Origin of the sequence: Streptomyces sp. NPDC001828 (assembly GCF_042892175.1) — a bacterium.
Classification (GTDB): domain Bacteria; phylum Actinomycetota; class Actinomycetes; order Streptomycetales; family Streptomycetaceae; genus Streptomyces.
Map to the genome: position 1 here is coordinate 1,366,388 of NZ_JBIATV010000001.1, position 26,521 is coordinate 1,392,908.

Sequence of the window (26,521 nt, forward strand, 5' to 3'; positions counted from 1 at the left end):
GCGACCGGGGCGTACGGACGGCTCCTCGTGGTGCGGGGTGCAGCGGGGCAGGGCCCGTGCAGCGGAGCGGACAAGCCCGCACGCACAGCGGTATCACTGGCGACGGGGCCCCTGTTTCGAGCCACCCCCCTGCTCAGGTTTGGCTCGTAATCAATCGCCTACCCCGGGTCCTCGGCGGGGAGGATCGACCACGCTCGGATCCGACATGACGTAGAGGGAGCTTCACCCATGTCCGACGACCAGACCGACGGCGCCACCATCGACGAGACCCCTGCCCCGACAGCCAAGCCCGTCGCGAAGCCCGTCGCGACGCAGGACGGTCGGCAGACTCTTGAGTACAAGACCATCCAGGGGCAGGTCATCACTCACACGATCATCAAGCCCCAGAGGGGCGAGTGATCCTTTTGAGCGTCGGGCGAGGCGTCGGTGAAGGCTCCGGCCGAATCTCGCCCCGCCTGGCGCCCGCTGCCCCGACTGCCCAGCTCGCCTGACGCACCGCGTACGGCTTCACCGGCAACGTCGAGGCCCTGCCCGGCTCCCGGCCGGTCCCGTGGGCTGGCTGACCGGCACAGTCCCACCTCGCTGTCGACGGACGGGGGCCTGCCGCTGTCGATCGCGCTCACACAGGGCACCGCCAATGACGCCATCGCGTTCGACCGGGTACTGACTCGCTCCGCGTCCCGTGCACCGGCGTGGGCCGCCCTCGCACCGCAGCGGAATTCGCGCTGGGCGAAAGGTCTACTCCAGCAGGCCTATCCGCCATCTGCGGCGACGCCGGGGCGTGGCCGCCACGACCCCCGAACGCTGCCACCAGGCTGCCAACCGTCAGCGCCAAGGGCGGATCGGCTACCCGATTCTGGTCAAGTCGCTTATCGCCAGCGGAACTTGGTCGAGCGATGCTTCGCCCGGCTCAAGTAGTTCCGTGCCATCGCGCCCGGGTTCGACGAGCCCGCCGACTGCTGCCGCGCCGGAGTCGTCCCGGCCTCCCTGATGCGAGGGCACGATGCGGCCCGCGCCCGCCGGCTTCGCGGGCGCGGGGCGCTCTCGGTGCATCGGCCCCGACTGGATGTTCCGGCATCGTTCGCGCGTCGGTCCACCCGGACAGCTCGTGTGGCGTGCCGTGCCGACGGCGTCCCCGTGCAGTTGGATCGGCGGTGGGCGGCCGCGCGCGAGACAGACAGGCGTGGCCGGCGACGGACGGAGTGGCATGGCATCCGAAGAACCCGCAGTGGCCCACTGGCTGTTCGGCGATCAGCTGGGGCCCCACTTCATCGACCCGGCGCGCGGCGGCCCGCGCCGGGACGTGCCGCTGCTGATGATCGAGTCGCGCGGTGTGTTCCGGCGCCGGCGTTTCCACCGCGCGAAGGCACACCTCATCCTTTCGGCGATGCGCCACCGGGCCGCAGAGCTGGGCGACCGGGTGCGGTACGTCAAGGCGGATTCGTACCGGGAGGGGCTGGAGGCGTTGGGGGACGGGCCGGTGACGGTGCATCACCCCACGTCGCACGCGGCGCTCGGATTCGTCCGGTCCCTCCCTGCCGTGCGCGTCCTGCCGGCACGAGGATTTCTCGTCACGCACGACGCCTTCAGGTCCTGGACGCAGGGCCGGGGCACCAAACAGCTGCGTCAGGAGGACTTCTACCGGTGGGTCCGCCAGGGGCACGACCTGCTGATGGAGGGCGACCGCCCGGCCGGTGGGCGTTGGAACCTGGACCATGACAACCGGCAGCCGCCCCCGCGCGGCGCCACCGAGCTCGGTGTTCCCGCGCCCTACCGGCCGAGGGAGAGCGACATCGACGACGAGGTGCGGGCCGATCTGGACCGCTGGTCGCGCGACGGCGACGTCCAGTTCGTCGGAGAGGACGCACCGCGCGCCTTTCCCGCCACACGCCGTGAGGCCCTTGCCGCGCTGCACCGGTTCGCCGAGCACCGACTCGCCACGTTCGGCGCGTATGAGGACGCGATCCTGGCGGGGGACGCCACGATGAGCCACAGCCTGCTCTCGTCCTCGCTCAACCTCGGCCTCCTGGATCCCGCCGAATGCGTCGAACTGGCCGAAGCGCGCTGGCGGTCGGGCGAGGTTCCGCTCAACAGCGCCGAAGGGTTCGTGCGGCAGATCGCGGGCTGGCGCGAGTTCGTCTGGCACCTGTACTGGCACTTCGGTGACCAGTACCGCGACAGGAACGCCCTGCGCCACCACCGGGCACTCCCCGACTGGTTCACGGAGCTGTCCCCGGAGGGCACCGAGGCCAACTGCCTGTCCAGCGTGCTGGAACAGGTCAGGGGAACCGGCTGGACGCATCACATCCCGCGCCTGATGATCCTGGGCAGCTTCGCGCTCCAGCGGGGATGGGAGCCCCGGGCCGTCACCGACTGGTTTCACCGCAGCTTCGTCGACGGGTACGACTGGGTGATGGTGCCGAACGTCGTGGGGATGTCGCAGTACGCGGACGGCGGACTCATGACCACCAAGCCCTATACGTCGGGGGGCGCCTACATCGACCGCATGAGCGACCTCTGCGGCGCGTGCCGGTACAAACCGTCCGTGCGCGTGGGCGAAGACGCCTGCCCGTTCACAGCCGGATACTGGAACCTCCTGCACCGCCACCGCGAGCGGTTTGAGCACAACGCCCGGATGGTGCAGGCCGTGCGGGGTCTCGACCGCCTCCGCGACCTCGACGAGTTGCTGGCGCAGGAGGCCGCGCGCGAGGACTGAGGGGCGCCGGGCCGGAGGTGCGGCGGAAGCATGGTGGACGTGTGCCGGGTTTCCTCATGCGGCCGGCCCGTTCAGGCGCCGGTCGCGGAGGTCCCGGTGAGCCGAGGGCAAGGTGAGCCGGCCGCCGCTGGATGCGGCCGGCCCAATTCGGGTCGGTGGTTTTGGCCTGTGCGACAAGCTCTCGCATCGGCGTGGGGACAAGGATCGCGACAATGCCCGTCGTCATGGAAAGGCCGCTTCCCGTGAGTGATCCCGAGTTCGCCCCGCCGCACACGCGGTTGTCCGCTTCGAGTGCCATGGGATGCGAGGCGGTGGAGCGGTGAGGAGAACTCGTCCCGCTCTGGGGATTCTTGGGGGGATGGGGCCGCTGGCGACGGCCGACTTCTACCGTCGGCTCGTCGAGCGGACGCCGGCCGGTTCCGACCAGGGGCACCTGCCGGTGCTGATGTGGGCCGATCCGGCGGTTCCGGATCGGACCTCGGCGTTGCTGGGCGAGGGCCCCACCCCGGTGCCGGCGCTGGTGGAGGGCGCGCGGTGGCTGCAACAGGCCGGTGCGAGCTGTGTCGCCATCCCCTGCAACACCGCTCACGCCTATGTCGAGCAGTTGTCGAAGGCCACGGGGATCGAGGTGCTGGACATGATCCAGGCGGCGCTGCGGGCCGCCGCGGGCAAGGCGCCCGGAGTGGAGAAGGTGGGCGTCCTCGCGACGCGGGGGACGCGCCTGGCCGGCCTTTACGAGCGGGCCGGCGCCCGGCTCGGCCTCAACGTCATTCAGGTTTCCGGCCGCGTCCAGCGCGAGTACGTGGACGCGGCGATCCGCGCGGTCAAGCAGGGCTCATGCCTGGCCGGACCCGAACAGTGGATCGCCTCGGCCGCCGAGATCCTCAAGCAACAGGGCGCACAGGTGGCAGTCGCCGCGTGTACGGAGATCCCGCTGATCAGTGGGGCGGCCGCGCGGGTGCTGCCGCTGGTCGACTCCACCGACGCCCTGGTCGACGCGGCCCTGTTCCGACTGTGGAAGCCTGGTTCGTCGGATTCGTTCTGACCGACGGAGCTGCGGGCATATCCTCGTCCGCAGGTACGAAGGTGCGGGGCTTTGCCGGTCCTAGTCTGCGGAGATGATCAGACACATGTCGACGCACCCCGCCAGGAGTCTCAGCCGTGTGCTCGAGGATCTCGGCTCGACTTTCCTGGACCTGCTGCACGGCGATGCCGGGAAGGCCATCGAGATCGGCGGCGTCGGCATCCACGATCCGCACGACGAGCAGCACTATCCGGACGGCGCCATCGTGCTCGGCGTCGGCGCCCACGGACCTGACGAGATCGCCGGGCTCCTGCGCCATGTCAGGGACCAACGCGCTGTGGCCCTGGTGGTGCGGGGACCGGTCGAGGACGCGGACGATCTCGCACCGATTGTGGCCGAGACCGGCGTGGCTCTGCTGACGCTTACCCGCGGGGCGTCCTGGGCCCAGTTGGCGGCGATGCTGCGCACCCTGCTGGCCGAAGGAGACGTCGGCGAGGCCGGGGAGCAGACCCTGGGCGGTGTGCCGTCCGGCGATCTGTTCGCCCTGGCCAACGCCATCGCCACCCTGTTGGACGCCCCCGTCACCATTGAGGACCGCCGTTCGAGGATCCTGGCGTTCTCCGGCCGGCAGGACGAGGCGGACGGCCCCCGGGTGGAGAGCATCCTGGCCCGGCAGGTGCCGGAGCGCTACCTGCGCCTGCACGAGGAGCACGGCGTCTTCAAGGAGCTGTACCGGAGCGAGGGCCTGGTGCACGTGCCGGCACCGACCCTGGGTGAGGAAGTGGCGCTGCCGCGCGTCGCGGTGGCGGTGCGGGCCGGCGACGAATTCCTGGGCTCGGTGTGGGCGGCGCTGCGCACGCCGCTGACCCCTGAGCGGGAGACGGCCTTCGTGGAGGCAGCCAAGCTCGTGGCCCTCCACATGCTTCGCTTCAGGGCCGGCAGCGACGCGGAGAACCGGCTGCGCGCCGACTTGGTCACCACCGCGCTGGAAGGGGGCGCCGGCGCCATCGCGGCACTCGGCCGCTTGGGGCTGGTCGACGAACCCACTCTTGTCATGGCCATGGGCTTGGCTCCCGGCCAGGGTGAGGACCCCGCCCACGTCACCGCCGAGCGCCAGCGCGTGGCCGGAGCTCTCGCCGTCCATTTGGCCGCGGTCCAGCCGCGCTCGGCGGTGGCCCTGCTGGGCGATGTGGCCTATGCGCTGTTTCCGGTGGCGGCGGACTCCGCCTACGCCCGCGAGCGCGCGGTACAGGTCGCCTCGAACTTCCTGCAGCGCACCGGTGAGCGGACGGGCGCCCTCATAGGGATCGGATCGATGGCGCCGGAGCCGTCCGCCCTCGCCCGCTCGCGGACCAATGCGGACCGGGCACTTCGAGTGCTGTTCAGCGGCCGGAGTTCCCGGCGCGTGGCTGCGATCGCCGATGTGTATGTCGACGCCCTCATGCTGGAGATGAGGGATCTCGCGATCGCCAACCGTGACGAGCCTTCGGGCCCGCTCGCCCGGCTGGCGGCTTACGACGCCAAGCACAACGCCCATCTGGTGGAGACACTCCGTGCCTGGCTGGACGCCTTCGGAGACGTCATCGCCGCTTCAGCGAGCGTGTTCGTCCACCCCAACACCTTCCGCTACCGCATCCGCCGGGTGACCGAGGTGGGGCGGATCGACTTGCGGGACCCCTCCGCCCGGTTCGCCGCGATGCTCGAACTGCGCCTGATGGGTATGGGCGACAGCGGTGGGGTCCGCCCTGCGGGCGCGGACCCCACCGCCTCGGTCGGCTGACCGCGGTCCGGCAGATTCAGAGCCGCACGCCAGGCGGAACTGTCAAGTCCCCGTGAGTGTCATGGAAGGCGTCCGCGCCTTCGATGGTGCGTACCCAGTCGTAGAACAGTTCCTTGGTGGACAGCGTCTCGATGCCCCAGCCGGCCAGTCGTCGCAGCCCCCGCTCGTGTGCTGGGCCCGGCGAGTACGCGGCGTCGTCCACGACCACCACCCGCTTGCCGGCGTGGTGCAGCTGGATCGCCGAGTGAGCGACACAGATGTCGGTCTCGATGCCGACCAGGACCATGGTGGTGCGGCCGGTTGCCTCAAGGGCGTCGGCGATCTGGGGGTTGTCCCACACGGCGAAGGCGTTCTTGGGCAGGGTGACCGCCTTGGCAGGCAGCGCGTCGCGGATCTCCGGCACGGTGCGGCCGCTGGTGTCGGGATCCTCCTCGGTCACCACGACCGGGATGCCCAGGCGGTCGGCCACCGACGTGATCCAGACGATGCGCCGCACCATCTCGTGGAACCGGGGCCGGTCCACGTCGAGCCGCGTGGGCGGGTAGAAGTCGCTCTGCACATCGATGATCACCAGCGCGCAGTCGTCACGGTCGATCAGCGGCATCTTCGTCTCCTCGTGGACTCCAGGGTCACGCCACCCTAGAAACCGCACCGCCCGCGCAATTCGTCCGTGGGTCCATGCCGTGACCTGCCAGTTCGTACGCACGGACCAACCATGGACGCGTCTGCCGTGCGTACGCTGCGGGCCAAGTTCACTCGACCATCCGGAGGGCGTGCGTGAAGGCCGACATGGAGCACTGGGCGGGCCGTCTCGCGGCGCTGTCCGCCGAGTCGAAGGTCCCGGGCGCCAGCCTGGCGTTCTACTGTGACGGTCAGACGTACGAGTGCGCCACCGGAGTCCTCAACACCGCTACCGGCGCCCCCGTCCGTACCGACTCGCTGTTCCAGATCGGCTCGGTCACCAAGGTGTGGACCGCGACGCAGCTCATGCTCCTGGCCGAGCGGGGCCTCATCACGCTGGACACGCCCGTCGTCGACGTTCTGCCCGGCTTCCGGGTGGGCGACGCCGAGGCGACGGCCACGATCACGCTGCGCCATCTGCTCACCCACACCTCGGGCATCGACGGCGATCTGTTCCTGGACACCGGCCGCGGCGACGACTGCCTCGCGCACTACGTCGAGGCGTGTGCCGGCCTGGAGCAGACCTTCCCGGTCGGGGATTCCCACTCCTACTGCAACGCCGGCTTCGTCATCGCCGGCCGGGTGATCGAACAGCTCACCGGGAAGGTCTGGGACCAGGCATTGCGCGAGCAGATCTGCACGCCCTTGGGCCTGGCCCACACCTGGACGCTGCCGGAGGACGTGCTGCGGTTCGGCGCCGCCATGGGTCATGACGATCATGGCGGCACGGCGCCCGCGTGGGGGCTGCCGCGGTCGGTGGGCCCCGCAGGACTCATCTGTTCAACCGCCGCGGATGTGGTCTCCTTCGGCCGCGCCCACCTGACGCCGGGGGCGCTGCTCGCCGATCCGGCGATGCTGCGGAAACCACAGGTAGACCTGCCCAACCCCTACGCCGGTGGGCAACAGTGGGGCATCGGCTGGAGCCTGGACGAGTGGGACGGCCATGAGGTGGCCTCCCACACCGGGGACACCATCGGCCAGCATGCCGCCCTGTGGGTGCTGCCCGGCTCGGGAACGGTCATCGCCGTGCTGATCAACGGCGGCCGCAGCGTCGAGTTCCAGCACCGCCTCATCGGTGAACTCCTTTACGAACTGCGCGACTTGCGGGTACCCGAGCTGCTCGGTCCGCCCGCCGAGCCCGTGGAGGCGGACGTGGACGCGTACACCGGCGTCTACGAGCGCGCGGGCAGCAGGATCCACGTGACCTCCCGAGCGGGCCGGCTGCGGATGCGCACCGAGCCGACCGGGATCCTGGTGGGGCTCGCCCGGCCGCGGAGTCTGGAACTGACCGCGGTCGACGCCACCACCTTCGTCGGCCGCGCCGACGGTGACTCGATCGGGGACGCGGTGGTGTTCGAAATCCGCCCCGACGGCCCTTCGTATCTGCACTATGGCGGCCGCGCCACGCCCAAGACCGGCTGAACCGCGCCACGATCGGAGCACCAGCATGTCCTCATCCCTCAACGGCGCCGAGGTGACGGCCGCCGTAACGTCGGTCTTCGCCGAGGCGGATGTCGTCGGCTGCCTCCACGCCCGTGACATCGACAGCGGCCGCGAAGTCGCCTTCGGGGCCGACGTACCGGTCATCGTCGCCTCCATCCGCAAGATCCCCATCGCGCTGGCCTATGCCCGTCAGGCGGCCTTCGGGCTGCTGGACCGGACGGCGCGGCACACGATCACTGCCGTGAACCGTGAGGGCGGCGGCATCGGCATGGACAGCTGCCTGCACGACGTCACGATGAGTACTCGTGACCTGGCTTTCTTCATGCTGTCCATGAGCGACAACGCGGCCACCGACAAGCTCATGGAAATCCTCGGCACCGACCATGTCCGCGCCCTCGTTGCCGAATTGGGGTGCCCCCGGATGCCGGTCGGGCGCTACCGCGACCTGTGGGACCCGGTCTGGGAAGAGCTGGGCATCGACGCGGACGGCGACATCGACGCCCAGCTCGAAGCGGTGAGCGAGGCGCGGCTCCGAGGCTTGGCCATGCTTGACCCGGCCCGGTCCGCATCCAGTACACCGCGCGAGATCACCTCCTTGCTCACCGCGATCTGGCGCGATGAGGCGGGTCCGGCCGAAGCCTGCGCCGAGGTGCGCGATCTGATGAGCCGGCAGCTGTCCACGCACCGTCTCATGGCGGGCTTTGACGACGAGGTCGATGTCGCCGCCAAGAACGGCGCGCTCTGGGGCGTCCTCAACGAAGCCGGCGTCGTCGAATACCCCGGCGGGGGCCGCTACGCGGTCGCCGTCTTTCTGCGCACCCCCGCGCTGAGTGGCCGAAACCCCGCCGCCGACGCCGCGATCGGACGCGCGGCTCGGGCCGCCATCGACCACCTGCGCCACACCCCGCCCCTTGGGGCCGCCCCAGACCCTACGGAGACGACGTGCCTCTAGCCGCCAACGTGACCAGCGCAGATCAGGTCCGCACCGTGCTCGCGGACACCTTCGCCCGAGCAGGCGTGGACGGGTTCGTCCACGCCCGTGACCTCGACACGGGCGCCGAGTTCGGCCATGGGGGAGATGACCGTGTTGTGCTCGCCTCCCTCTTCAAGATCCCCATCGCCCTGGAGTACGCCCGCCAGGCGGCCGCAGGGCAACTGGACCCGGCCGGGCGGCACATGGTGTCAGCGGCCTACCGGGCAGGTGGCGCCGGCACCGACGGGTGCCTGTACGACGTGGAGATGAGCGCCCGCGACCTGGCGTTCATGATGATGACGATCAGCGACAACGCCGCGACCGACCTGCTCTTGGACGTGGTCGGCGCCGGCCGGGTCCGCACCACGCTGGACCGGCTCGGCTTCGGCGGCTTCGGAGTGTCCTCCTGCCGCGCGCTGGACGACGACATCCGCTGCGAACTCGGCCTCGCGCCGGGCTCCTCCATCGACGACCAGCTCGCCGGCATTACCGACGAGCGACTGATGGCCCTCGGCGTGAATGACCCGGCACGCAGTCCCTCGAGCACCCCGCGCGAAGTGACCGCGCTGCTGGCCGCCATCTGGCGCGACGAAGCGGGGCCGGCGGAGGCGTGTGCGGAGGTGCGGAGCATCATGAGGCAGCAGGTGTGGCAGCACCGCCTGGTGGCCGGCTTTCCCGAAAGCGGTACAAGGATCGCCGGCAAGACGGGCACGGACTTCGCCGTCCGCAACGAGGCCGGTGTCGTGGAATACCCGGACGGCAAGCGGTATGCCGTGGGCGTGTTCCTGCGCACCTCTTCCCCGGCGGGCCGGCAGCCGCTCGCGGACCGTGCGATCGGCAAGGCCGCCCGGGCCGTCATCGACCATCTGCGCTCCTGACAAGTCACACGGACCGCAACCCTGACTGCCCCGGACCGCAAGCGGCCCGGGGCAGTCAGGGTGGCCCGAGGTGTGCGGTGGCCCCGTGGGGCATCCCCGCTTCCCCCTCTTGGGGCGGGGATCCGAAGGCGTCCCACGGACTTTGTCGTCCCGTCTGAATCATTTCCGGCCAGCAGTCGCGAATGTGGGGCAACCTTTCCGCCTCAAGGGAGCCCCGAATGAACAGAGCCCGAGCGGTGGCCGCGTGTCTCACGGCGTCGCTGCTGGCGGCCGGCTGCAGCGGTAACAGCGGCCAGGCCGGGTCGGCCGGTGGTGACGCCTTCAGTTTCGCGATCAAGAGCGATCCCGGTCTGCTCGATCCGGCCCAGGTGCAGAACACCAACACCTACACCGCGCTGTCGCTGGCCTACGACACCCTGGTGAACATCGGGCCCGACGGGAGAGTCGCCTCAGGGCTCGCAGAGAGGTGGAACGTCCAGCCGTCCTCGGTCACCTTCACCCTGCGCCGGGATGTCACGTGTGCCGACGGCAGCCCGGTCACCCCCAGCACCATCGCCACGAACGTCGACCACATCACCGACCCGTCCACCAAGTCACCCGCCTACGGTGTCGTGGTCCCCGAGGGCCTGACGGCGAAGGCCGACGACGGCGCCGGCACGGTAACCCTGGCCACACCCAAGCCGTTCGCATTCATCCTGCAGAGCACCCGCTACCTGTTCATGGTCTGCGGAAAGGGGCTCAAGGACCGCTCCCTGCTCAGGAGCGGCACCTCCGGATCGGGTCCCTTCCAGCTGACGGCGGCCAGGCCGAACCAGAGCTACACCTTCACCCGCCGCGAGCACTACACCTGGGGCCCCGGCGGAGCCACGGCATCCGACCCGGCCATGCCGGGCTCGGTCGTCCTCAAAGTCGTCACCAGCGAGTCGACCGCCGCGAACCTGCTGCTGTCCCACCAGCTGAACGCCGCGCAGTTCGCCGGCCCCGACCGTGCCCGGGTGGCCAACGTCCCCGGCATCACCACCGCTGACCAGCCCAACGGGACCCAGGAGTTCTTCTTCCACCAGGGCCAGGGGCATCCCGGACATGACCCCGCCGTCCGCAAGGCCCTGCTCCAAGCGTTCGACCTGCGCGATCTCGGGGCAATCGCCACCGGCGGCACCGGGCAACGGCCCACCGGCCTGGTGATGCCGCCGCGCCCCTGCCCGGGTGACACCGTCACCGGACACCTGCCGCCCTTCGACGCCAGGGCGGCCGAGGCGGCCCTGGAGGCGGCGGGATGGCATCGTTCCGGCGCTGGCGTCCGCCGCAAAGACGGCCAGAAGCTCACCATCCGCATGATCTACGGCACTTCGGCCGGGGAGACGATGGCGGCGGCTGCCGAATACCTGGCCGACGCCTGGAAGAGGATCGGCGTCGATGTCCGGCTGCGGGCCCTGTCGGACGCCGCCTACGGCGAGGTCGAGTCAGTCACCCAGGACTGGGACGTGGACTGGGCGCCGCTCGGCGTCACCCTGCCCACCCAGCTGCTGGGCTCCCTCTCCGGCCCCTTCACCCCCGACGGCGGAAACTTCGCCCACCTCACCAACAAGAAGTACGAGGACCTCACCGCCCGGGCGAGCAAGCTACCCGGAACGGCGGGCTGCGCGAAGTGGGAGACGTCGGAGAGCGCCCTGTTCGACAGCGCCGACCTCGTCCCCGTCGTCGACAAGACCCTCAGCACCGCGGCGCACAGTGCCACGTTCCGCATCACGGCGGGGCTGTTCGACCCGACGTCGATCCGGATGACAGGAGCAGGCGAGTGAGCACCCTCACCGACACACCGCTCACGGCTCCCACTCGGCCGCGACGCGCCCGGCGCCTGACTCCGTTGTTCTTCGCCCGGCATCTGCTGCGGCTGGCCGTCTCGCTCGCCGTGCTCGTCGTGGCGTCGTTCGCGATGATCCACCTGATCCCCGGCGACCCGCTGCGGCAGATGCTCGGCCCCACCGCACCCAAACAGCTCGTCGATGCCCGCCGCGCCGAACTGGGCCTGGACGACCCGTTGCCGACCCAGTTCGCGCACTACGTCCAGCACGTGTGCGCCGGCGATCTGGGAACGTCGTTCTTCTCCGCCCAGCCGGTGAGCGACCTCATCACGCAGGGTCTGCCCAACACTCTGGCCCTCGCGTTGCTCGCCACACTCGTCGCCCTCCTCGCGGCGATTCCGTTGGGGGTGTGGGCCGCCGTGCGCACCCACAAGGGACGCGGGCGCGCCACGGAAGCCGCCTTCACGACCCTCACCGGCGCCGCGGTCGCCATCCCCGAATACCTCTACGGCCTCGCGCTGCTGCTCGTCTTCGCCCTCGGCCTGAGACTGCTCCCCCCGGCCGGCATGACCGGCCCCGCCTCCTACGTCCTGCCCGTCACCGCGCTGTCGATCGCCCCGACGGCGATGATCGCCCGCATGGCGCGGGTGGAGACCCTGCGCGAACTCGACACGGACTACATGCGCCTGGCTCAGGCCAAACGACTGCCTGCCTGGCGGCTGTACGCGGTACATCTGCTGCCGAACACCCTGACGGCCACCCTGACCCTGGGCGGTCTGCTCCTCGGCGGGCTGATCACCGGAAGCGTCCTGGTCGAGAACGTCTTCGCCTGGCCCGGTCTCGGCCAGCGGACCGTCGAAGCCATCACACAGAAGGACTATCCCGTCGCCCAGGCGATGATCCTCGTCTACGGCGCGCTCGTCCTGGTCGTCAACTTCCTCGTCGACATCGTCCTCGGCCTCCTCGACCCGAAGTCCGCACTGTCCGCCGCCACCCACCAGGAGGGCTGATGCGCCGTCTGTCGAGGAATCCCGCGAGCCTGCTCGGCGCCGCCCTGGTCGCCGTCATGATCCTTCTTGCCCTCGTCGGCCCGCCGATATGGGAGCAGGCCGCCACCCGAATCGACCCCGCGCAGATCAACAAGGGCGCCTCGGGCGGGCATCTGCTCGGCACCGATGCCCTCGGCCGGGATCTGCTCGCCCGCACCCTGGTCGCCACCCGGCTCACGCTGGGCCTGGCCTTCCTCGCCACCGTGATCGGCACCGTGTGCGGAGTCGTGCTCGGCGCGCTGCCCTCTCTTCTGCCGCGCAAAGCCGGGCGAGTCGTGGTGGCCGCGGTCGACATCCTGATCGCTTTCCCCGCACTGCTGCTGGCAATGTTCACCGCCGTCATCACCGGGCTCGGCGCGCAAGGCGCCGTGCTGGGCATCGGGGTGGCGCTCGCGCCGACCTTCGCCCGCCTCACCCACACCCTGACCGCATCGATCGCGGGCGCCGATTACATCGCCGCCGCGCGCATGCTCCAGGTGCCCCGCCGCCGCATCCTGGTCCGGCACATCCTGCCCAACATCGCCGAACCCCTCATCCTCAACGCCGCCCAGTCCATGGGCTCCGCCCTACTGGGCCTGTCCGCGATGTCCTTCCTCGGCATGGGCGTCCAGGCACCCTCCTACGACTGGGGACGCCTGCTGAACGAAGCCTTCGGCCACGTCTACGTCACCCCCTCCGCCGTGGTCGCCCCGGCCACCGCGGTCGCTCTCGCCGGTCTCGGATTCATGCTGCTGGGCGACACCTTCGCCAAGGCCGCCGCCGGCCCCGGCGACCCCGTGGGCAAGCGCGTCGCCCCCGAGACGGCGCCGGCCCAGGGCACTCCGGTGCCGGACGCGGTCCTTGAAGTGCGCGACCTGACCGTCGCGTTCCCCGGCGGCATCACACCGGTGCGGCAGCTGTCGCTGACCGTACGCGAGGGCGAAATCGTCGGCCTCGTCGGCGAATCGGGAAGCGGCAAGAGCATGACGGCCGCCGCGATCGGGCAGATCGTGCCCTACCCGGGGCTCGCCGGCAGCGCCCGCACCCGGCTGTGCGGTACGGACCTGGGCGGGCTCACGGATGCCGAGCGGCGCAAGCTGCTCGGCTCGTCACTGGCCATGGTCTTCCAGGACCCCACCTCCTCCCTCAACCCCGCCCTGCGGGTCGGCGGCCAACTCGCCGAGGTCGCCACCCTGCACGGTGGCGCCACCCGCGCCGAGGCGCGGGCCCGCGCCGTCGAGCGCCTGGCTCGTGTGCACATCAAGCACCCCGCCCAGGTCGTCCGCCAGTACCCGCACGAGCTGTCCGGCGGCATGCGCCAGCGGGCCGTCATCGCCATGGGCCTGATGGGCACCCCGCGCCTGATCATCGCCGACGAGCCGACCACCGCCCTCGACGTCACCGTCCAGCGCGAAGTGATCAAGGTGCTGCGCGAGGTGGTCGACGACACCCGTGCCGGCGCCCTGTTCATCTCCCACGACATCGCCGTCGTCAGCGAACTGTGCGACCGGATCGCCGTGATGTACGCCGGCCGCATCGTCGAGGAACTCGCCGCCGACACTCTGCACGACGCCCGCCACCCCTACACCCAGGCCCTGATCGGCTCGCTGCCGGACATGGACACCGACCGCTCCCGGCCATTGACCACGATCCCCGGCCGACAGCCGTCCCCCGGCGATGTCGGGGAAGGCTGCTCCTTCGCCGACCGATGCGCGCTGGCCACTGCCCGCTGCGGGACATCCCGCCCCGAACTGGCCACTACCTTCAACGGGCACGCGGTGGCCTGCTGGGAGGCACGATGAACATCAGCGACGTGACCGTACGGTTCGGCTCCTTCACCGCCGTCGACGATGTCAGCCTTGAGGTGCCCGAGGGCTCCGCGACCGGGCTGGTCGGAGAGTCCGGCTCGGGCAAGTCCACCCTCGCCCGCGCCGCCGCCGGCCTCACCCCCTACCGGGGCACGATCTCCGGTGTCGAACGAGGCCGCGTCCAGATGGTCTTCCAGGACCCCCACTCCTCCCTCAACCCGCGCATGAACATCGGGGACGCCGTCGCCGAGGGCACGCGCGTCCCGCGCACACAGCGACCTGCGGAGGTCGCACGGCTGCTCGACCTCGTCTGCCTGCCCTCCTCCTATGCGCGCAGGCATCCCCGCGAACTCTCCGGCGGCCAGCGGCAACGCGTCGCCATCGCCCGCGCGCTGGCCGCCCGCCCGCTGGTGCTCATCGCCGACGAGATCACCTCCGCCCTCGACGTCTCCGTCCAGGGCGCGGTGCTCAACCTGCTCCGCGACCTGCGCACCGAACTCGGCCTGACCATGCTGTTCATCTCCCACAACCTCGCCGTCGTGCGCTACGTCTGCGACGACGTCGCCGTCATGCGCCACGGGCGGCTGGTGGAGACGGGCCCCGTCGAGGACGTGATCACCACGCCCCGGCACGCCTACACCCGTACCCTCCTGGGCGCGGTTCCGCGTCTGGCACGCGCCTGACCTTGCCCGCCGGCCGACGCCTCGCCCCGCGCACGACCACCGGCCCCCAGATCTACCCACGCGAAAGGCCCTGCCCGTGTCTTTGGAACTGCACCGCCGCGCCGTCGTCGCCGATGCCCACAACGACCTCCTCATGGCCGTCGCCGCCCGCCCGCCCAGGCGGTGGGGTGGCTTCTTCCGCGAACGCTGGCTGCCACAGCTGCGCGAGGGCGGCATCGACATTCAGGTCCTGCCGGTGTTCATCGACGACCCGTACCGCCCCGAAGGGGCGCTCCGCCAGACCCTCCGCATGATCGAATGCGCTCATACCCTCGCGGAGGCCAACACCGATCAGGTCGCCCTCTGCCGCAACGGCGGTGACATCGACGCCGCCCTTGCCGAGGGCAAGATCGCGCTGGTCCTCGCCCTGGAGAGCGCACCCGGCATCGACGCCTCCGTCGAGCTGTTCGCCACCCTGTTCCGGCTCGGCGTGCGGATGGCCTCGATCGCCCACTGGGGACGCACCCCGCTCGCCGACGGCAGCCGGGAGGACGCCACCGGCAGCCGGCTGACCGTTCCCGGGACCGAGGCGCTGGCCGAGATGGAACGCCTGGGCATGCTCTTCGACATCTCCCATCTCGGGGCGAGCGGTGTCACCCACGTCCTGGAGCTCGCCACCCGGCCGTTGATCGCCACCCATTCCAACGCCCGCGCCCTGCGCGATCACCACCGCAACCTCTCCGACGACCAGATCCGCGGCGTGGCCGGCACCGGCGGCGTGATCTGCGTGAACTTCGTCCCCGACTTCCTCACCGACGACCAGGCGAAGGTGAGTGCCGACCGGGTCGCCGACCACATCGAACACATCGTCTCGGTCGCAGGTATCGACCACGTCGGTCTCGGTTCGGACTTCGTCCGCGAGGTCATGAGAGACGTCACCCCGCCCTGCTGCGAGAACCTCGACGACGAGGACCCCATGTTCGACTTCCCCGGTCTCGAAGGCCCGGCCGGCATGCCCCTGATCACCGAGACGCTCGTCCGGCGGGGCCTGGCCGAGGACGACATCGTGAAAATCCTCGGCGGAAACATGCGGCGGCTCATGACCAAGCACATGGGCTGACGCCCGCTCAGCGCGAGACGGTGCCCGGCGGGTCGTACGGCCGCCGGGCACCGGCGTTCCCGGCCTTTGGGTTCGCGGGACGAATGAGCGGCTCAGGTTGTCACCGGGCCACCAACTCGGCTCTGTTCCGCGTGCCTAGCGTGGCGGTCATCCCACCCTGGAGGACACAACGTGCCGCACGACCATGAACTTCTCGCCGCGCGGGCGGACGACACGGCGGCGCTTGTCGCCATGCTCATCGACCTCGAAGAACTCGTGACGTGCGAGTCCTTCTCCGCCGACCACGCGGCCGTGGCCCGCAGCGCCCAGGTGGTCGCGGCGCAGGGCCGTCGCCTGCTCGGCGCCGTACCCCGAATCCTGGATGTCGAAGGCGTCACCCACGTCCAGTGGACCTTCGGGTCCCCGCGCATCCTGCTGCTGGGCCATCACGACACCGTCTGGCCGATCGGCTCCCTCAAGACCCACCCCTGGTCCGTGGAGCAGGGCATCGCTCGCGGGCCGGGCGTCTTCGACATGAAGGCCGGACTGGTCCAGATGTTCCACGCCCTTGCCTCGCTGCCTTCCCTCGACGGCCTGTGCGTCTTGATCACCGGTGACGAGGAGACCGGCTCGGACACCTCCCGCCGGCTGATCGAGGACATCGCGCGCCAGTGCGCGGCCACCTTCGTCGTGGAGCCCTCGGCGCCCGGGGGAGTACTGAAGACCGGCCGCAAGGGCGTGTCCCACTACGACATCACCGTCCACGGCCGTGCCGCCCACTCCGGGCTCGAACCCGAGAAGGGCGTCAACGCCGCCACGGAACTCGCCCATCAACTGCTCGCCCTTGAGGCCATCGCCTACACCGTGACTGCCTCCACCGGCCCCGGAACCACCGTCACCCCCACGCTGATGTCGGCCGGTACCGCGAGCAACACCGTGCCCGCACGCGCCGAGTTGAACGTGGACGTCCGCGTCCCCACCGCCGCCGCGCAGGAAGCCGTCGACCAGCTCATCCGGACCCTGCAGCCGCGGACTTCCGGCGCCCGGCTGCAGATCGACGGCGGCCCCAACCGCCCGCCCCTGGACCGGGATGCCTCCCGGGAACTGTTCGCCCTGGCCGCCGAACACGCGGCGCAGCTCGGCCTCGGCCCGCTGGAGCAGGCGTCCGTCGGCGGTGCCTCCGACGGCAACTACACCGCCGGCGCCGGCTGCCCCACCCTTGACGGCCTCGGCGCGGTCGGCGACGGAGCACACGCCGACCACGAACACGTCATCACCGCCACCATGCCGGCCCGCGCCCGGCTCCTGGCCCGCCTTGTCGGAGCAGTGCGGTGAACCAACCAGTGATCCGCGAGCTCCACACCATGGCGGACCTCGCCGCCGTCGCCCGGCTCTACGCCGCCATCTGGGGAACCGAGCCCGCCGCCGCGCCCATCTCCGCCGAGATCATGCGGGCCCTGGCCCACGCCGGCAACTACGTCGCCGGAGCCTACGAGGACACCCGGCTGGTCGGGGCCTCCGTCGCCTTCTTCGGCGACCCCATAGGCACCAGTCTGCACTCCCACATCACCGGCGCGGCACAAGGCCGCGGCGCGGGCCTCGCCCTGAAGCTGCACCAGCGACAGTGGGCGCTCACCCGGGGACTCAAGCGGATCACCTGGACCTACGATCCGCTCATCCGCCGCAACGCCCACTTCAACCTCGTCAAGCTCGGCGCACGCCCCGAGGAGTACCTGACCTCCTTCTACGGGGAGATGGACGACGCGATTAACGGCGGCGACGAATCGGACCGCGTCCTGACGGCCTGGGACCTTACCGCGCCCTCCGCATCCTGCCCGCTCGAGCTGCCCGCGGGCGCCGCCCATGGCGTCATCAACCAAGAAGGCCGACCCGAAATTGGCACAACGGATGCCGAGATCGTGCTGATTGACCTCCCCGACGACATCGAGGCGCTGCGCCGCACGGATCCCGGCGCCGCGCGGGCCTGGCGGCTGGCCGTCCGGCACGCCCTGGGCGGCCTGCTCGCCGATGGCGCTCGCGTCGCCGGCTTCCACGACCGGCGCAGTTACGTCGTCCACCGCACCCCCAGCCCCGCCACCTGAACACCCTGGAGTCATCCGCAATGAAGACGAAGATCTCCGGCGTCGAGCTGCGGCGCATCGCGATGCCGCTCGTCGCCCCGTTCCGTACCTCCTTCGGCGTGGAGACCCGCCGCGATGTGCTGCTGGTCCGCGTCGTCACCGCGGAGGGTGAGGGCTGGGCGGAGTGCGCGGCGATGTCCGAGCCCCGCTACTGCTCCGAGTACGTCGAGGGAGCCCAGGACGTCCTGCGCAAGTTCCTCATCCCGGCCCTGCCCAAGGAGGGCGTGGACGCCACCGCGGTGGGACGCTTCCTGGAGCCCTTCACCGGCCACCACATGGCCAAATCAGCGCTGGAGAGCGCGGTGTTGGACGCTCAGCTCCGCATTTCCGGAGAGTCCTTCGGCTCCTACCTCGGCGCTGCCCGCGAGCGGGTCCCGTGCGGCGTCTCGGTCGGGATCATGGACTCCATCCCCGAGCTCCTCGACGCCGTCGAGGGCTACCTGGCCGAGGGCTACGTCCGGATCAAGCTCAAGATCGAGCCCGGCTGGGACGTCGATCCGGTCCGCGCGGTCCGCGAGCGCTTCGGCGACGACCTGCTGCTCCAGGTCGACGCCAACGCCGCCTATACCCTCGTGGACGCCCAACAGCTTGCCAAACTGGACGACTTCGGCCTGCTTCTGATCGAGCAGCCCCTCGCCAATGACGACATGGTGCAGCATGCGCAGCTGGCCAAGCTGCTGCGCACACCGATCTGCCTGGACGAGTCCATCGAATCCGCCGCCCACGCCGCAGCGGCCATCTCGCTGGGCGCCTGCTCCATCATCAACATCAAGCCCGCCCGCGTCGGCGGCTACCTCGAAGCCCGCCGCATCCACGATCTCGCCCGCGCCCACGGCATCCCCGTCTGGTGCGGCGGCATGCTGGAGACCGGCATCGGCCGCGCCGCCAATGTCGCCCTCGCCGCCCTGCCCGGCTTCACCCTGCCCGGTGACACCTCCGGCTCCCACCGCTACTTCGCCACCGACATCACGGAGCCGTTCGTCCTCGCGGACGGCCACCTCGCCGTACCGACCGGCCCGGGCCTTGGCATCGAGCCGCTGCCCGATGTCCTGAAGGAGGTCACCACCTCCACCGAGTGGATCGCACTCTAGGTCCCGCACAAGAGTCTCCTGTGCTCTCGAAGGCTCCCCGGGCACGCCCGGCCCGGGGAGCCTTCGCCGTACGTCGCCTTCGCCTCACCTGTGCCGGCGATCGGCAAAGTCCTGCGGGTGGGGGCGGCGTACCAGGTGCGGCCGATACGGCCGGCCGTGTGCTGGGCCGAGCCGCACTGCATCGAGGGTGTCGGCCACCTACCGCCGGGAAACGCAGCGAGCGGGCTGGCGGCCTGGCTGAACGCCGGTCTCTCCTCCGCTTGAACCGCGGTGCGAGCGAAGCTCCTCAGCTCGCGCTCCGACCTTCCACGGCAGGATCGGTGCGCTGGAGCGCGTCGTCCGGTTCCCAGTCACGACTGGACTGGTCGTGCAGCTGGAGCCGCGTACCTCGCACTTGGTTCGCCAGGCCCTCCATGGCCGAGCATCGACGTGATCTCCTGCGGGAGGCGGCGGCCCCGCTCGCATCGATGCATGCCGCCTTGGTGTCGCGCGTCAGTGGTGGTCGGCGTAGGCGATGAGTCCGCCGATGTTCAGACCCACCGCACATCCGAGGCGGAACGCTTCGTGGCGCATCCCGGGCGTGTGTTGTGCCTCGGTCATCGCGTACGGTGCGCGGATTCCCAGTGTCACGCCGCACAGGCACACGACGCGGCCGTGACGCCGGGCGGCGGCCGACCACTCGGGGTCGTGCGCGACCCAGGTCCGGGAGTAGATCTCACCGTCGGGCGTCCGCAGTTCCAGGCGGGAGTAGGTGTATCCGTACCGCTCCGCCAGTTTTGGCTGTTCATCGGGTATCTCGTGCAGCTCCCATCCTGGGATCGAGCACAGGTCGGCGAAGTCCGGGGGCAGGCGCCGCATGCCGAACAGGATGGCGCCTTCGATCTGCGGTTCATCGGGTATCTCGTCGAGCGAGGCTCCGTCCGGCACGACATACCCGAAGTCGCCCACGCCCAGGGCGTGCCTGAACTCGAAGAGGGTGGCGGGCATGTGATGTGCGTGCCTGAGGGCGACTGTGCCTTGTGTCGTCTCCAGGTTCATCAGCACGCGCTCGAGCCGCAGAGCGGGGTCGTCGCAGTACAGGATCCGCCCGAGGTCATCGACCTGTTCGAACTGGTACCGGCTCATTTTCCGAGGCCCTCCGGTCCGTTGCTGTCTGCGTCCGCGCAGCAGACGACTTGCTGCCTAACCAGCCTATTGAAGGATCGTTCAACAATCCATATGCGTGCACCGCCAGGCCGACGGCATCATCGAGAGCAGGGGTGAGGGTGAGCGCGAAGCAATGGTCTTGGGGTCGGCGGCCGTGCGAGCCGGCCCGCGCGTCCGGGGTGCGGGCAAGGCGATTCCAGCCGGTCGTCACGAAGTCGGGTCCATCCCTGCGAGCGCGGGGAGAAGATGGCGCCGGCTACTGGATGGCGGTCAGGCGATGCCCGGGATCGTCGAGCCACACGTGGTGGGTGCTGTCGGGAGTGATGGTCAGGCCATGGCGTTCGACGCCGGGGCGGCCGAGGCGTTCCCAGCGGGCGTAGGCGACTTCGGTCTCGTCCCACAGGCGGCGTCGTCCGCTCTGGGTGACGGTGAACTCGTCGGCCTGCTGCCCGTCGTAGTCGACGGCTGCGACGGAGCCGTCGGCGCCGTACAGAGCGAACCGGATGGGGGCGTGCTCGCCGGTCGTGTCCCAGTCGTACGACGTGTGGGGGACGGTGAGGCCGAGGTGGAATTCGGTGTCGGGGTCTCCGCTGACGGCCCAGGGCGACAGGCGGGTCCTGGTCGCCGGCGTGCCGGCCGTGGCCGCGGTGTCGGGATCGGGCCGCCGGGCGGGTCCGCCTGGCTCAGAGGGGGGCCGCGTGGCGGCGTGGGGGCCGTTGGGGGTGCGCATCGTCATGTACGAGCCGTGAGGGTGGAATCGGCCCTGCGCTGCCCCATCGGCGGCCACGGCGAGAGTGAGCATGCCGTAGGCGGTCCAGTCCGAGTACCAGGGCGTCACGATGCTGCCTTCGGGCCGGACTTGGGCCCGCCACGGGTCGGGGATGCGGTCGACGGAGAATGTGGCGAGGATCCGGTCGTAGGGCGCGCCCGGGGGCCAGCCGGCGACAGCGTCGGCCTCGATCACGGTGGGCGCGTACCCGGCGGACTTCAGATTCCGCTGAGCCTGCGTGGTGAGGGCGGGGTCGAGTTCGAGGGTGGTGACCGCGTCCTGGCCGAGGAGCGCGGACAGGAGTCCGGCGTTGAAGCCGGTGCCCGTTCCCAGCTCAAGGACCCGGGGCGCCTCGATGCCGTCACGGCTGTTGCTGTCCCGTTGGCGGGCGAGGCCGCCGATGCCGGCCAGCTCGAGCTGGTACAGGACCATCGACGGCATCGACGCCGAGGACGTCGGCACCCCGTCGGTGAGCTGGGTGACGAGCGGCTGATCACTGTACGCGGCCCGTGCCCAGGCGTCGGGGTCGGCGGCGCGGTCGAGGGGCCGGTATCCGCCGTGGCCGTCGCGGACCCAGATCCGGCCGGGCAGGAACAGGTGGCGGGGCACGGCGCGCAGCGCGGCGGCGTAGGGCGCGGGCACGGGAGCACCGCGCCGCACGCCAATGGAGGCGAGCAGCGCGGCGTCGTGTGCGGCGGAGGGCACGGGCTACTTCTTGGGTGCGGGCGGTGGGGGCGGGGGAGGGATGGGCCGGTCAGGCTGTTGCCCGTCGTCTCCGATCGGCGAGCGGTGCTTCCACTCCATTTATCTGACCTCCAGAGGGTCACCGAGGAAGTCCACGGTAAACGTCCAACCCGCCGTGGTGAGGCCTTTTCTGATGGTGCCTCACCACTTCACCAGTCCAGTAGGGCATATGACGCCGCATCCGAAGGCGGCAAGATGCCGCTGGTACACGGCACCGGGCTGACCTCACCGTTCTGACGGCCATCGTGATACTGGTGTCGGCGTCGATCAGCCGCTACAACATCGTGAGTCCAATCTCAACAACCGCCGCCGGCCTCCGGGCATACTCCTCAAGGAACCTGAACGCGGCGCGGCTGACTGCCCAACGTCGCCTTCAGGACGCCCGAGCACCTCAACCAGCGGGGCTGACGCCACATCCTGTCCCGCAGCGACCTCGCGGCAGGCCCGCGAGCTGATCAAACAGTGCCGTCTCACCCCGCGACTGTCGACGTCACGACCCGCCGCCTCACTGACGAAGCCACCTCGAACTGGCGCGGGACCAGACTCGGGAGCAATCACATCTCACCAGGGCGAACGCCCCGTTGAGTGCCAGCGTCCGGTTGGTACAGAGTGCAGTGTCTCGTGATCAGCTCTGTGGCTGGTGGAGGTTCGCTGACACTCCAATGCCGTCCGACGTCGCCCCTCGTGCGCTGGACACCGACCTTGACGACCGGGCTACCCGCGCGGCACAAGATTGGGCAGACTGAGCCCTGTCCCATGTACCGATGAACTGGGGAGAAACTATGCGTTCAACCTTCAAAATCGGGGCCATCGCCGCCATTATCGGACTGTCGCTGACGAGCCAGGCTACCGCCGCAGCGGAGAGTTCCGCTCTCCGTCCCATGTCTCATTCGCAGTGCGACGCTGCTGTGAACGTGGTCTGCGGCTGGAGCGGAATCGGCTACTCCGACAACAGCTACGCCTGGAAATACTCCACCGGCAACACGGGCGCTCCCATCCGCTCCATCTGGAACAAGCGAGCGTCGTGGGTGGTCGTGTACTCCGGCACGGGTTACACCGGCGACCGGTACACCGTCAACGCGGGCGCTTCGGTGTCAGTACTGCCCTTCCCCGCGCATTCGGTCGCCACTAGCGGCTGATCAATCGCCGTCGCAACTCCGGGACGGTGACGGCTGGGTCGGCCGCCTGGAGGAGATCCGGTTCACGGACATCGAATACTTCGAGCTCGGCCGGTGACAGCGGTGGCCCGGACAGCCCGCGAGCCTCGGATCGATAAGGTCCGGGGCTCGTTCGCGTATCCGAGGGGGACGGACGCCCCCTGCTGCACACCGTGCCGTGACACGGCGCGATGGATGGCTGCCCCTATACAACCCATAAATGCACTCTATGGGCTCATAGGCCGAAGACGGCTACATAGAGGTGCATCCCTAAACAAGAGTCGAGGTACTGCTCACCCCCTCACGGGCCTCTCAGGAATCGGCACCTACGTGAACCACAAGCGCATGGCAGTTCTGGCGGCTGTTGCCGCCGTCACCCCGACCGTGCTGGCAGCTGCGCCGGCATCGGCCGAAGAGACACGCCCGGCTGCGCGTTCTCCGCACGTACCCAACCGCAGCCCGCTGTTCGGCACCCACCCCCGGGCCGCCGCACCCGCCGCCGACCCGCGCCAGCAGATGACCTCCGTCGTCCGGGAGGTCCCGGACACCTTCGAAGCGGGCGGCGACTGGGGGGAGTTCACCCTCGTCATTGGCAACCTCACCGACCACGACCTCAGCGACTACGACGTTAACCTCGCGATAGACACCATCCATCCGGCCCCCCGCCTGGTCATGGAGCACATGCGGGTCCAGCTGCGCGTGAACGGCGCATGGGCCGACGCCCCGCTTGAACAGCCGGACCGCGACGGGAACGTGGACGCGGCCCTGCCCCTGGACCGGGTGGTACTGCCTCCGGGGGAAACCGCCTTCCGGGTACGCATCAGGTTCACCTCCGACGCGCCTCTGACGTTCTTCATGCTCGGCCCGACGCCCGATACGCAGCACAGCCCCGACCCAGTCGACAACTGGGTGGAGTCCAAAATCGTACGGCCCCACGCGCCGGATCCGGACCCCGATCCCACACCCGATCCGACCCCGCCCACCCAGACCCCCTCTCCGAGCCCGTCATCGTCGGCCAGTGCGGCGCCCGCTCCGGAACCCACCGCCACCTCGCAGCCCACGCCCGCCCCCGACCCCCGCCCGACCGAAACAGGACTCGTGGGCGCATCGGAGGGTGAACCGGACGGCCCAGCCCCCACCGGCGAACTCGCCCACTCCGGCAGCGATGCCGCCGTGACATGGGCCGTCGGGGGCGCGGGGGTACTCCTCGTCCTGGGCACCACGATGGCCGTCACCCATCGAATCCGCAGCAACCGACGCGCCCGCTGATCCACGGGGCCGTGCCCCACCGGAGGGCCATCAGACCGAGGAGCGCCTGCCCAACTGGATGGTCGCGACCGGTTGCACGCTCTTGAGTCCGCAACGCGCGGGTTCCGGCCGCCGAGCGAGGTCGGAACCCGGTTGGCATCCGCTCCGAGACCGGAAGGGCAGGTGAGCGGAGAGACGAGTTCGGTACGCCGGGTGGCGAGAGTCAGGGGCCGGCGAGGGTCCGGCCTGTTGCGCCCGTGCCGCACGTCGGAGGTGGACCGTTGCGGACATACACCGATGAGGCCGTCAGTACCGGCCCGGCTGCATACCTGTGGTCACGGAAGCCCACGAGGCCGGATGCGGCATGGGTATCCCGAGCCACTGCCCGGGCTGTTGGCGTCGGCAGGCCCGCCGGCCGCTTCGCCGCTCGCACCCAGCGACTCATAGACTCCCTTTTCGGGACGGGGATTTAAGGGGCATGTCGTGATCGAGTTTGGGCATCGGGTAGTCGGCATTCGAGACGGTGTGGACAACCCGGTGTTGCGCCGCAGGCTTGTGGTGGCGGACCTTTATGAGCTGACGGAGGAGTTGTTCTGGGGGGAGCTCACCTTCAAGGCGGGTGATGCGGACTTCAGCCGTCCCGGGCCCGTGCTCGACGCCGCCTACTGTTTCTACGTGCTCAGCGGGGAGTTGGAGGGCCGCCCCAAGAGGACGTACTCGGCCGCCGGGGGAGCGGGGGAGTTCTCCTTCACGAGAAAGGGCGACGTACTGCGCATCCGCGAAGAACGCGGGCCCGTGGTCTCCGTTTCCTACCAGGAGTTCCGCGGGGCGGCAGAGGCGTTCATCCGTGTGGTGATCGCAGACCTGTGCAGGCTCTACCCAGAACTCGACCGAAATGAGGAGATGCTGAGCCTCAAGCGTCGGCTGAAGAGCGCGTGAGACAGGGGCCAACGTGCGCAGTTCTGGAAGGACGCAGGATGATGTCCGGCGCGACTCCTGCGGGCGGAGGGTGCTGAACAGCCAGCCGTAGTAAGCGAGTTGGAGGACTGGGCTCTCCCTCCGATCCCCGGCGCTCGGGGCGGGCGACGGACTGTGTGGTGGCGACAGCGCCTGCTGAAACCTGGGTGTGATCGCTGGATCCGGCCGTAGCGGAAGCGGTGGAGCCGGACTTCCGCAATGCCGGGCGGGAGTTGTCCTGACGAGCGCACCCCCGGAGGCCCCGGCGGTCTTTGTGCGGCACTCCAACTGCGTTGGCGTGCAGTGCGGTAGGTCGTCTCGGCGAACGCCACGGCAGCTGGCGCGAAGGCCCGGGTGCACGTCTTGACCCCGCGCCTCTGAAGGCAAGCAGTACCGGGGTGAGGGCCCCGCGCTGTCAGGGCTTGTGGTACTTGCCCACGGCGGGGTCGTGGAGCCAGGTCGCGCGCGCCGGGTCGATGTTGATGGCCGTTCCGTGCTGGGTGAACGCGTCGACCATCGGGGCGAGGAACTTGTTGTCGAACTCCGCCTGGATCACGGCGCCCGCGGCGATGGCGCTCTCCATGTAGTTGAAGGCGCTCTCGAGCTGCGCGGAGCGGGGGGTAGTGCTGCCCGAGGCGGTGGTGTTCACGTCGAGGCCGCTGCCCGGGTCGTCGGACCTGTCCTCGGGCCGGGGGCCGACGCGGAAGTTGGCCGGGACGTTCTTGAGCGCCTTGTCGAGGTTGGGCGAGGCGAATGCGGCCGGAGCGAGAGGCGCCAGGTCCGTCGTGATCTGCTGCGTCTGAGCAGGGGTCAGCAGCGCGAGAAACGGCTGGAAGAGCGACTTGGGAATGATGTGGTGCAGCGTGTCCACCAGCGGATCGTTGGGGTGGCTGGCCTTCACCGAGGCGAGTTCGGTGCTTGTCGAACCCAGCTTCCAGTCCTTGGCCTTGGCGCGCTGCACGGCCTTGGATCCGCCGCACCCGTCGCCGCACTCGTGACGGCTGCGTTGGACCATGGCGCTGACCGCGGCGTTGCCCGCGCTGCGCTGAAGGGCGAGCATCGCCCCGCTCATGGACGTCCCACCGCGTTCGGCACCGCGCCTCGACGCCGCCCGGGCCTGGGTGTACTCCGCCTCCGATGAAGCCTGCGCGCGCATTGCTTCCCCTCCTTGATCAACCGTCATGATTGAGGGACCGGTCCGGCTCCGCAAAGGGCCGGCAGGGCAAGACCGGGGGCAACATAGTCTTCCCTCGCCGCGCGAACCGTCGGCGCGGGCCCCCCAGGGGGTACCGAGCCGCACCACGTGGTTGGCTTCGCCTTCGCCTCCGACAGGTGTGGATGCCGTGTGCGGGTCATCCACGACGTCCGGCC

22 protein-coding genes are annotated in these 26,521 nt (G+C 70.0%); 18 read left to right on the forward strand and 4 right to left on the reverse strand.

Going from position 1 to position 26,521, the window contains the following annotated elements; translation table 11 throughout:
- The first annotated feature begins 228 nt into the window (after nucleotides 1-228).
- The 4 genes from ACFYZA_RS06375 (at nucleotide 229) to ACFYZA_RS06390 (ending at nucleotide 5,520) form a co-directional block, all read left to right on the forward strand.
- Nucleotides 229-399: a hypothetical protein gene (locus ACFYZA_RS06375; protein ID WP_388487760.1), complete on the forward strand. Its 171-nt coding sequence runs from the start codon at nucleotides 229-231 to the stop codon at nucleotides 397-399.
- Between the two features lie 808 nt (nucleotides 400-1,207).
- Entirely contained in the window at nucleotides 1,208-2,716 is a 1,509-nt protein-coding gene (locus ACFYZA_RS06380) for a cryptochrome/photolyase family protein (RefSeq protein ID WP_388487762.1), read from the forward strand.
- A gap of 301 nt (nucleotides 2,717-3,017) precedes the next feature.
- Entirely contained in the window at nucleotides 3,018-3,761 is a 744-nt protein-coding gene (locus ACFYZA_RS06385; protein ID WP_388487764.1) for an aspartate/glutamate racemase family protein, read from the forward strand.
- Between the two features lie 85 nt (nucleotides 3,762-3,846).
- Nucleotides 3,847-5,520, forward strand: a complete 1,674-nt coding sequence (locus ACFYZA_RS06390; RefSeq protein ID WP_388487767.1) for a PucR family transcriptional regulator — start codon at nucleotides 3,847-3,849, stop codon at nucleotides 5,518-5,520.
- A 16-nt stretch (nucleotides 5,521-5,536) separates the two neighbouring features.
- Here ACFYZA_RS06390 and ACFYZA_RS06395 read toward each other — a convergent pair whose 3' ends face one another.
- Nucleotides 5,537-6,124 (reverse strand): isochorismatase family protein, encoded by a 588-nt coding sequence (locus ACFYZA_RS06395; RefSeq protein WP_388487769.1) that lies wholly within the window; start codon nucleotides 6,122-6,124, stop codon nucleotides 5,537-5,539.
- A gap of 173 nt (nucleotides 6,125-6,297) precedes the next feature.
- On the opposite strand from ACFYZA_RS06395, the gene ACFYZA_RS06400 reads away from it, so the two are divergent.
- The 11 genes from ACFYZA_RS06400 to menC all read left to right on the forward strand — a co-directional run bounded on the left by ACFYZA_RS06400 (nucleotide 6,298) and on the right by menC (nucleotide 19,129).
- The gene (locus ACFYZA_RS06400; protein WP_388487771.1) at nucleotides 6,298-7,623 is read left to right on the forward strand and encodes a serine hydrolase; all 1,326 of its coding nucleotides are present in this window, start codon (nucleotides 6,298-6,300) and stop codon (nucleotides 7,621-7,623) included.
- Nucleotides 7,624-7,648: 25 nt separating this feature from the next.
- Nucleotides 7,649-8,596, forward strand: coding sequence for a serine hydrolase (locus ACFYZA_RS06405; RefSeq protein ID WP_388487774.1), 948 nt, complete (start codon nucleotides 7,649-7,651; stop codon nucleotides 8,594-8,596).
- Nucleotides 8,597-8,604: 8 nt separating this feature from the next.
- A complete protein-coding gene (locus tag ACFYZA_RS06410) occupies nucleotides 8,605-9,495 on the forward strand; it encodes a serine hydrolase (protein WP_388487777.1) in 891 nt (296 codons plus the stop codon).
- 218 nt (nucleotides 9,496-9,713) lie between these two features.
- Nucleotides 9,714-11,297, forward strand: coding sequence for an ABC transporter substrate-binding protein (locus ACFYZA_RS06415; RefSeq protein ID WP_388487780.1), 1,584 nt, complete (start codon nucleotides 9,714-9,716; stop codon nucleotides 11,295-11,297).
- The gene (locus ACFYZA_RS06420; RefSeq protein ID WP_388487782.1) at nucleotides 11,294-12,310 is read left to right on the forward strand and encodes an ABC transporter permease; all 1,017 of its coding nucleotides are present in this window, start codon (nucleotides 11,294-11,296) and stop codon (nucleotides 12,308-12,310) included. The genes ACFYZA_RS06415 and ACFYZA_RS06420 overlap by 4 nt, the downstream gene beginning before the upstream one ends.
- Nucleotides 12,310-14,130, forward strand: a complete 1,821-nt coding sequence (locus ACFYZA_RS06425; RefSeq protein ID WP_388487784.1) for a dipeptide/oligopeptide/nickel ABC transporter permease/ATP-binding protein — start codon at nucleotides 12,310-12,312, stop codon at nucleotides 14,128-14,130. Before ACFYZA_RS06420 ends, ACFYZA_RS06425 begins: the two co-directional genes overlap by 1 nt.
- A complete protein-coding gene (locus ACFYZA_RS06430; RefSeq protein WP_382593964.1) occupies nucleotides 14,127-14,819 on the forward strand; it encodes an ABC transporter ATP-binding protein in 693 nt (230 codons plus the stop codon). Before ACFYZA_RS06425 ends, ACFYZA_RS06430 begins: the two co-directional genes overlap by 4 nt.
- Nucleotides 14,820-14,895: 76 nt before the next feature.
- Nucleotides 14,896-15,918 carry a dipeptidase gene (locus ACFYZA_RS06435; protein WP_388487787.1) on the forward strand — a complete coding sequence of 341 codons (1,023 nt, stop codon included), beginning with the start codon at nucleotides 14,896-14,898 and terminating at the stop codon, nucleotides 15,916-15,918.
- Nucleotides 15,919-16,149: 231 nt separating this feature from the next.
- A complete protein-coding gene (locus tag ACFYZA_RS06440) occupies nucleotides 16,150-17,232 on the forward strand; it encodes a M20 family metallopeptidase (protein ID WP_388488010.1) in 1,083 nt (360 codons plus the stop codon).
- Between the two features lie 29 nt (nucleotides 17,233-17,261).
- Complete coding sequence (locus ACFYZA_RS06445; RefSeq protein ID WP_388488013.1) at nucleotides 17,262-17,999, forward strand: GNAT family N-acetyltransferase; 738 nt, start codon at nucleotides 17,262-17,264, stop codon at nucleotides 17,997-17,999.
- Between the two features lie 20 nt (nucleotides 18,000-18,019).
- Nucleotides 18,020-19,129 carry an o-succinylbenzoate synthase gene (menC, locus tag ACFYZA_RS06450; protein WP_382593970.1) on the forward strand — a complete coding sequence of 370 codons (1,110 nt, stop codon included), beginning with the start codon at nucleotides 18,020-18,022 and terminating at the stop codon, nucleotides 19,127-19,129.
- Nucleotides 19,130-19,621: 492 nt separating this feature from the next.
- On the opposite strand, the gene ACFYZA_RS06455 is transcribed toward menC, so the two are convergent.
- Nucleotides 19,622-20,254 carry a hypothetical protein gene (locus ACFYZA_RS06455; RefSeq protein WP_388487789.1) on the reverse strand — a complete coding sequence of 211 codons (633 nt, stop codon included), beginning with the start codon at nucleotides 20,252-20,254 and terminating at the stop codon, nucleotides 19,622-19,624.
- Nucleotides 20,255-20,531: 277 nt separating this feature from the next.
- On the reverse strand, nucleotides 20,532-21,749 hold the full coding sequence (locus tag ACFYZA_RS06460) for a protein-L-isoaspartate O-methyltransferase (RefSeq protein ID WP_388487791.1): 1,218 nt from the start codon (nucleotides 21,747-21,749) through the stop codon (nucleotides 20,532-20,534).
- 920 nt (nucleotides 21,750-22,669) lie between these two features.
- Between ACFYZA_RS06460 and ACFYZA_RS06465 the strand changes: the two genes are divergently transcribed.
- From ACFYZA_RS06465 to ACFYZA_RS06475, 3 genes are all read left to right on the forward strand, one after another.
- Nucleotides 22,670-22,927 (forward strand): peptidase inhibitor family I36 protein, encoded by a 258-nt coding sequence (locus tag ACFYZA_RS06465; RefSeq protein WP_388487793.1) that lies wholly within the window; start codon nucleotides 22,670-22,672, stop codon nucleotides 22,925-22,927.
- Between the two features lie 363 nt (nucleotides 22,928-23,290).
- On the forward strand, nucleotides 23,291-24,214 hold the full coding sequence (locus ACFYZA_RS06470) for a hypothetical protein (RefSeq protein ID WP_388487796.1): 924 nt from the start codon (nucleotides 23,291-23,293) through the stop codon (nucleotides 24,212-24,214).
- A gap of 462 nt (nucleotides 24,215-24,676) precedes the next feature.
- Nucleotides 24,677-25,132: a hypothetical protein gene (locus ACFYZA_RS06475; RefSeq protein WP_388487799.1), complete on the forward strand. Its 456-nt coding sequence runs from the start codon at nucleotides 24,677-24,679 to the stop codon at nucleotides 25,130-25,132.
- Between the two features lie 433 nt (nucleotides 25,133-25,565).
- On the opposite strand, the gene ACFYZA_RS06480 is transcribed toward ACFYZA_RS06475, so the two are convergent.
- Complete coding sequence (locus ACFYZA_RS06480) at nucleotides 25,566-26,306, reverse strand: hypothetical protein (protein ID WP_382593988.1); 741 nt, start codon at nucleotides 26,304-26,306, stop codon at nucleotides 25,566-25,568.
- Nucleotides 26,307-26,521: the final 215 nt, after the last annotated feature.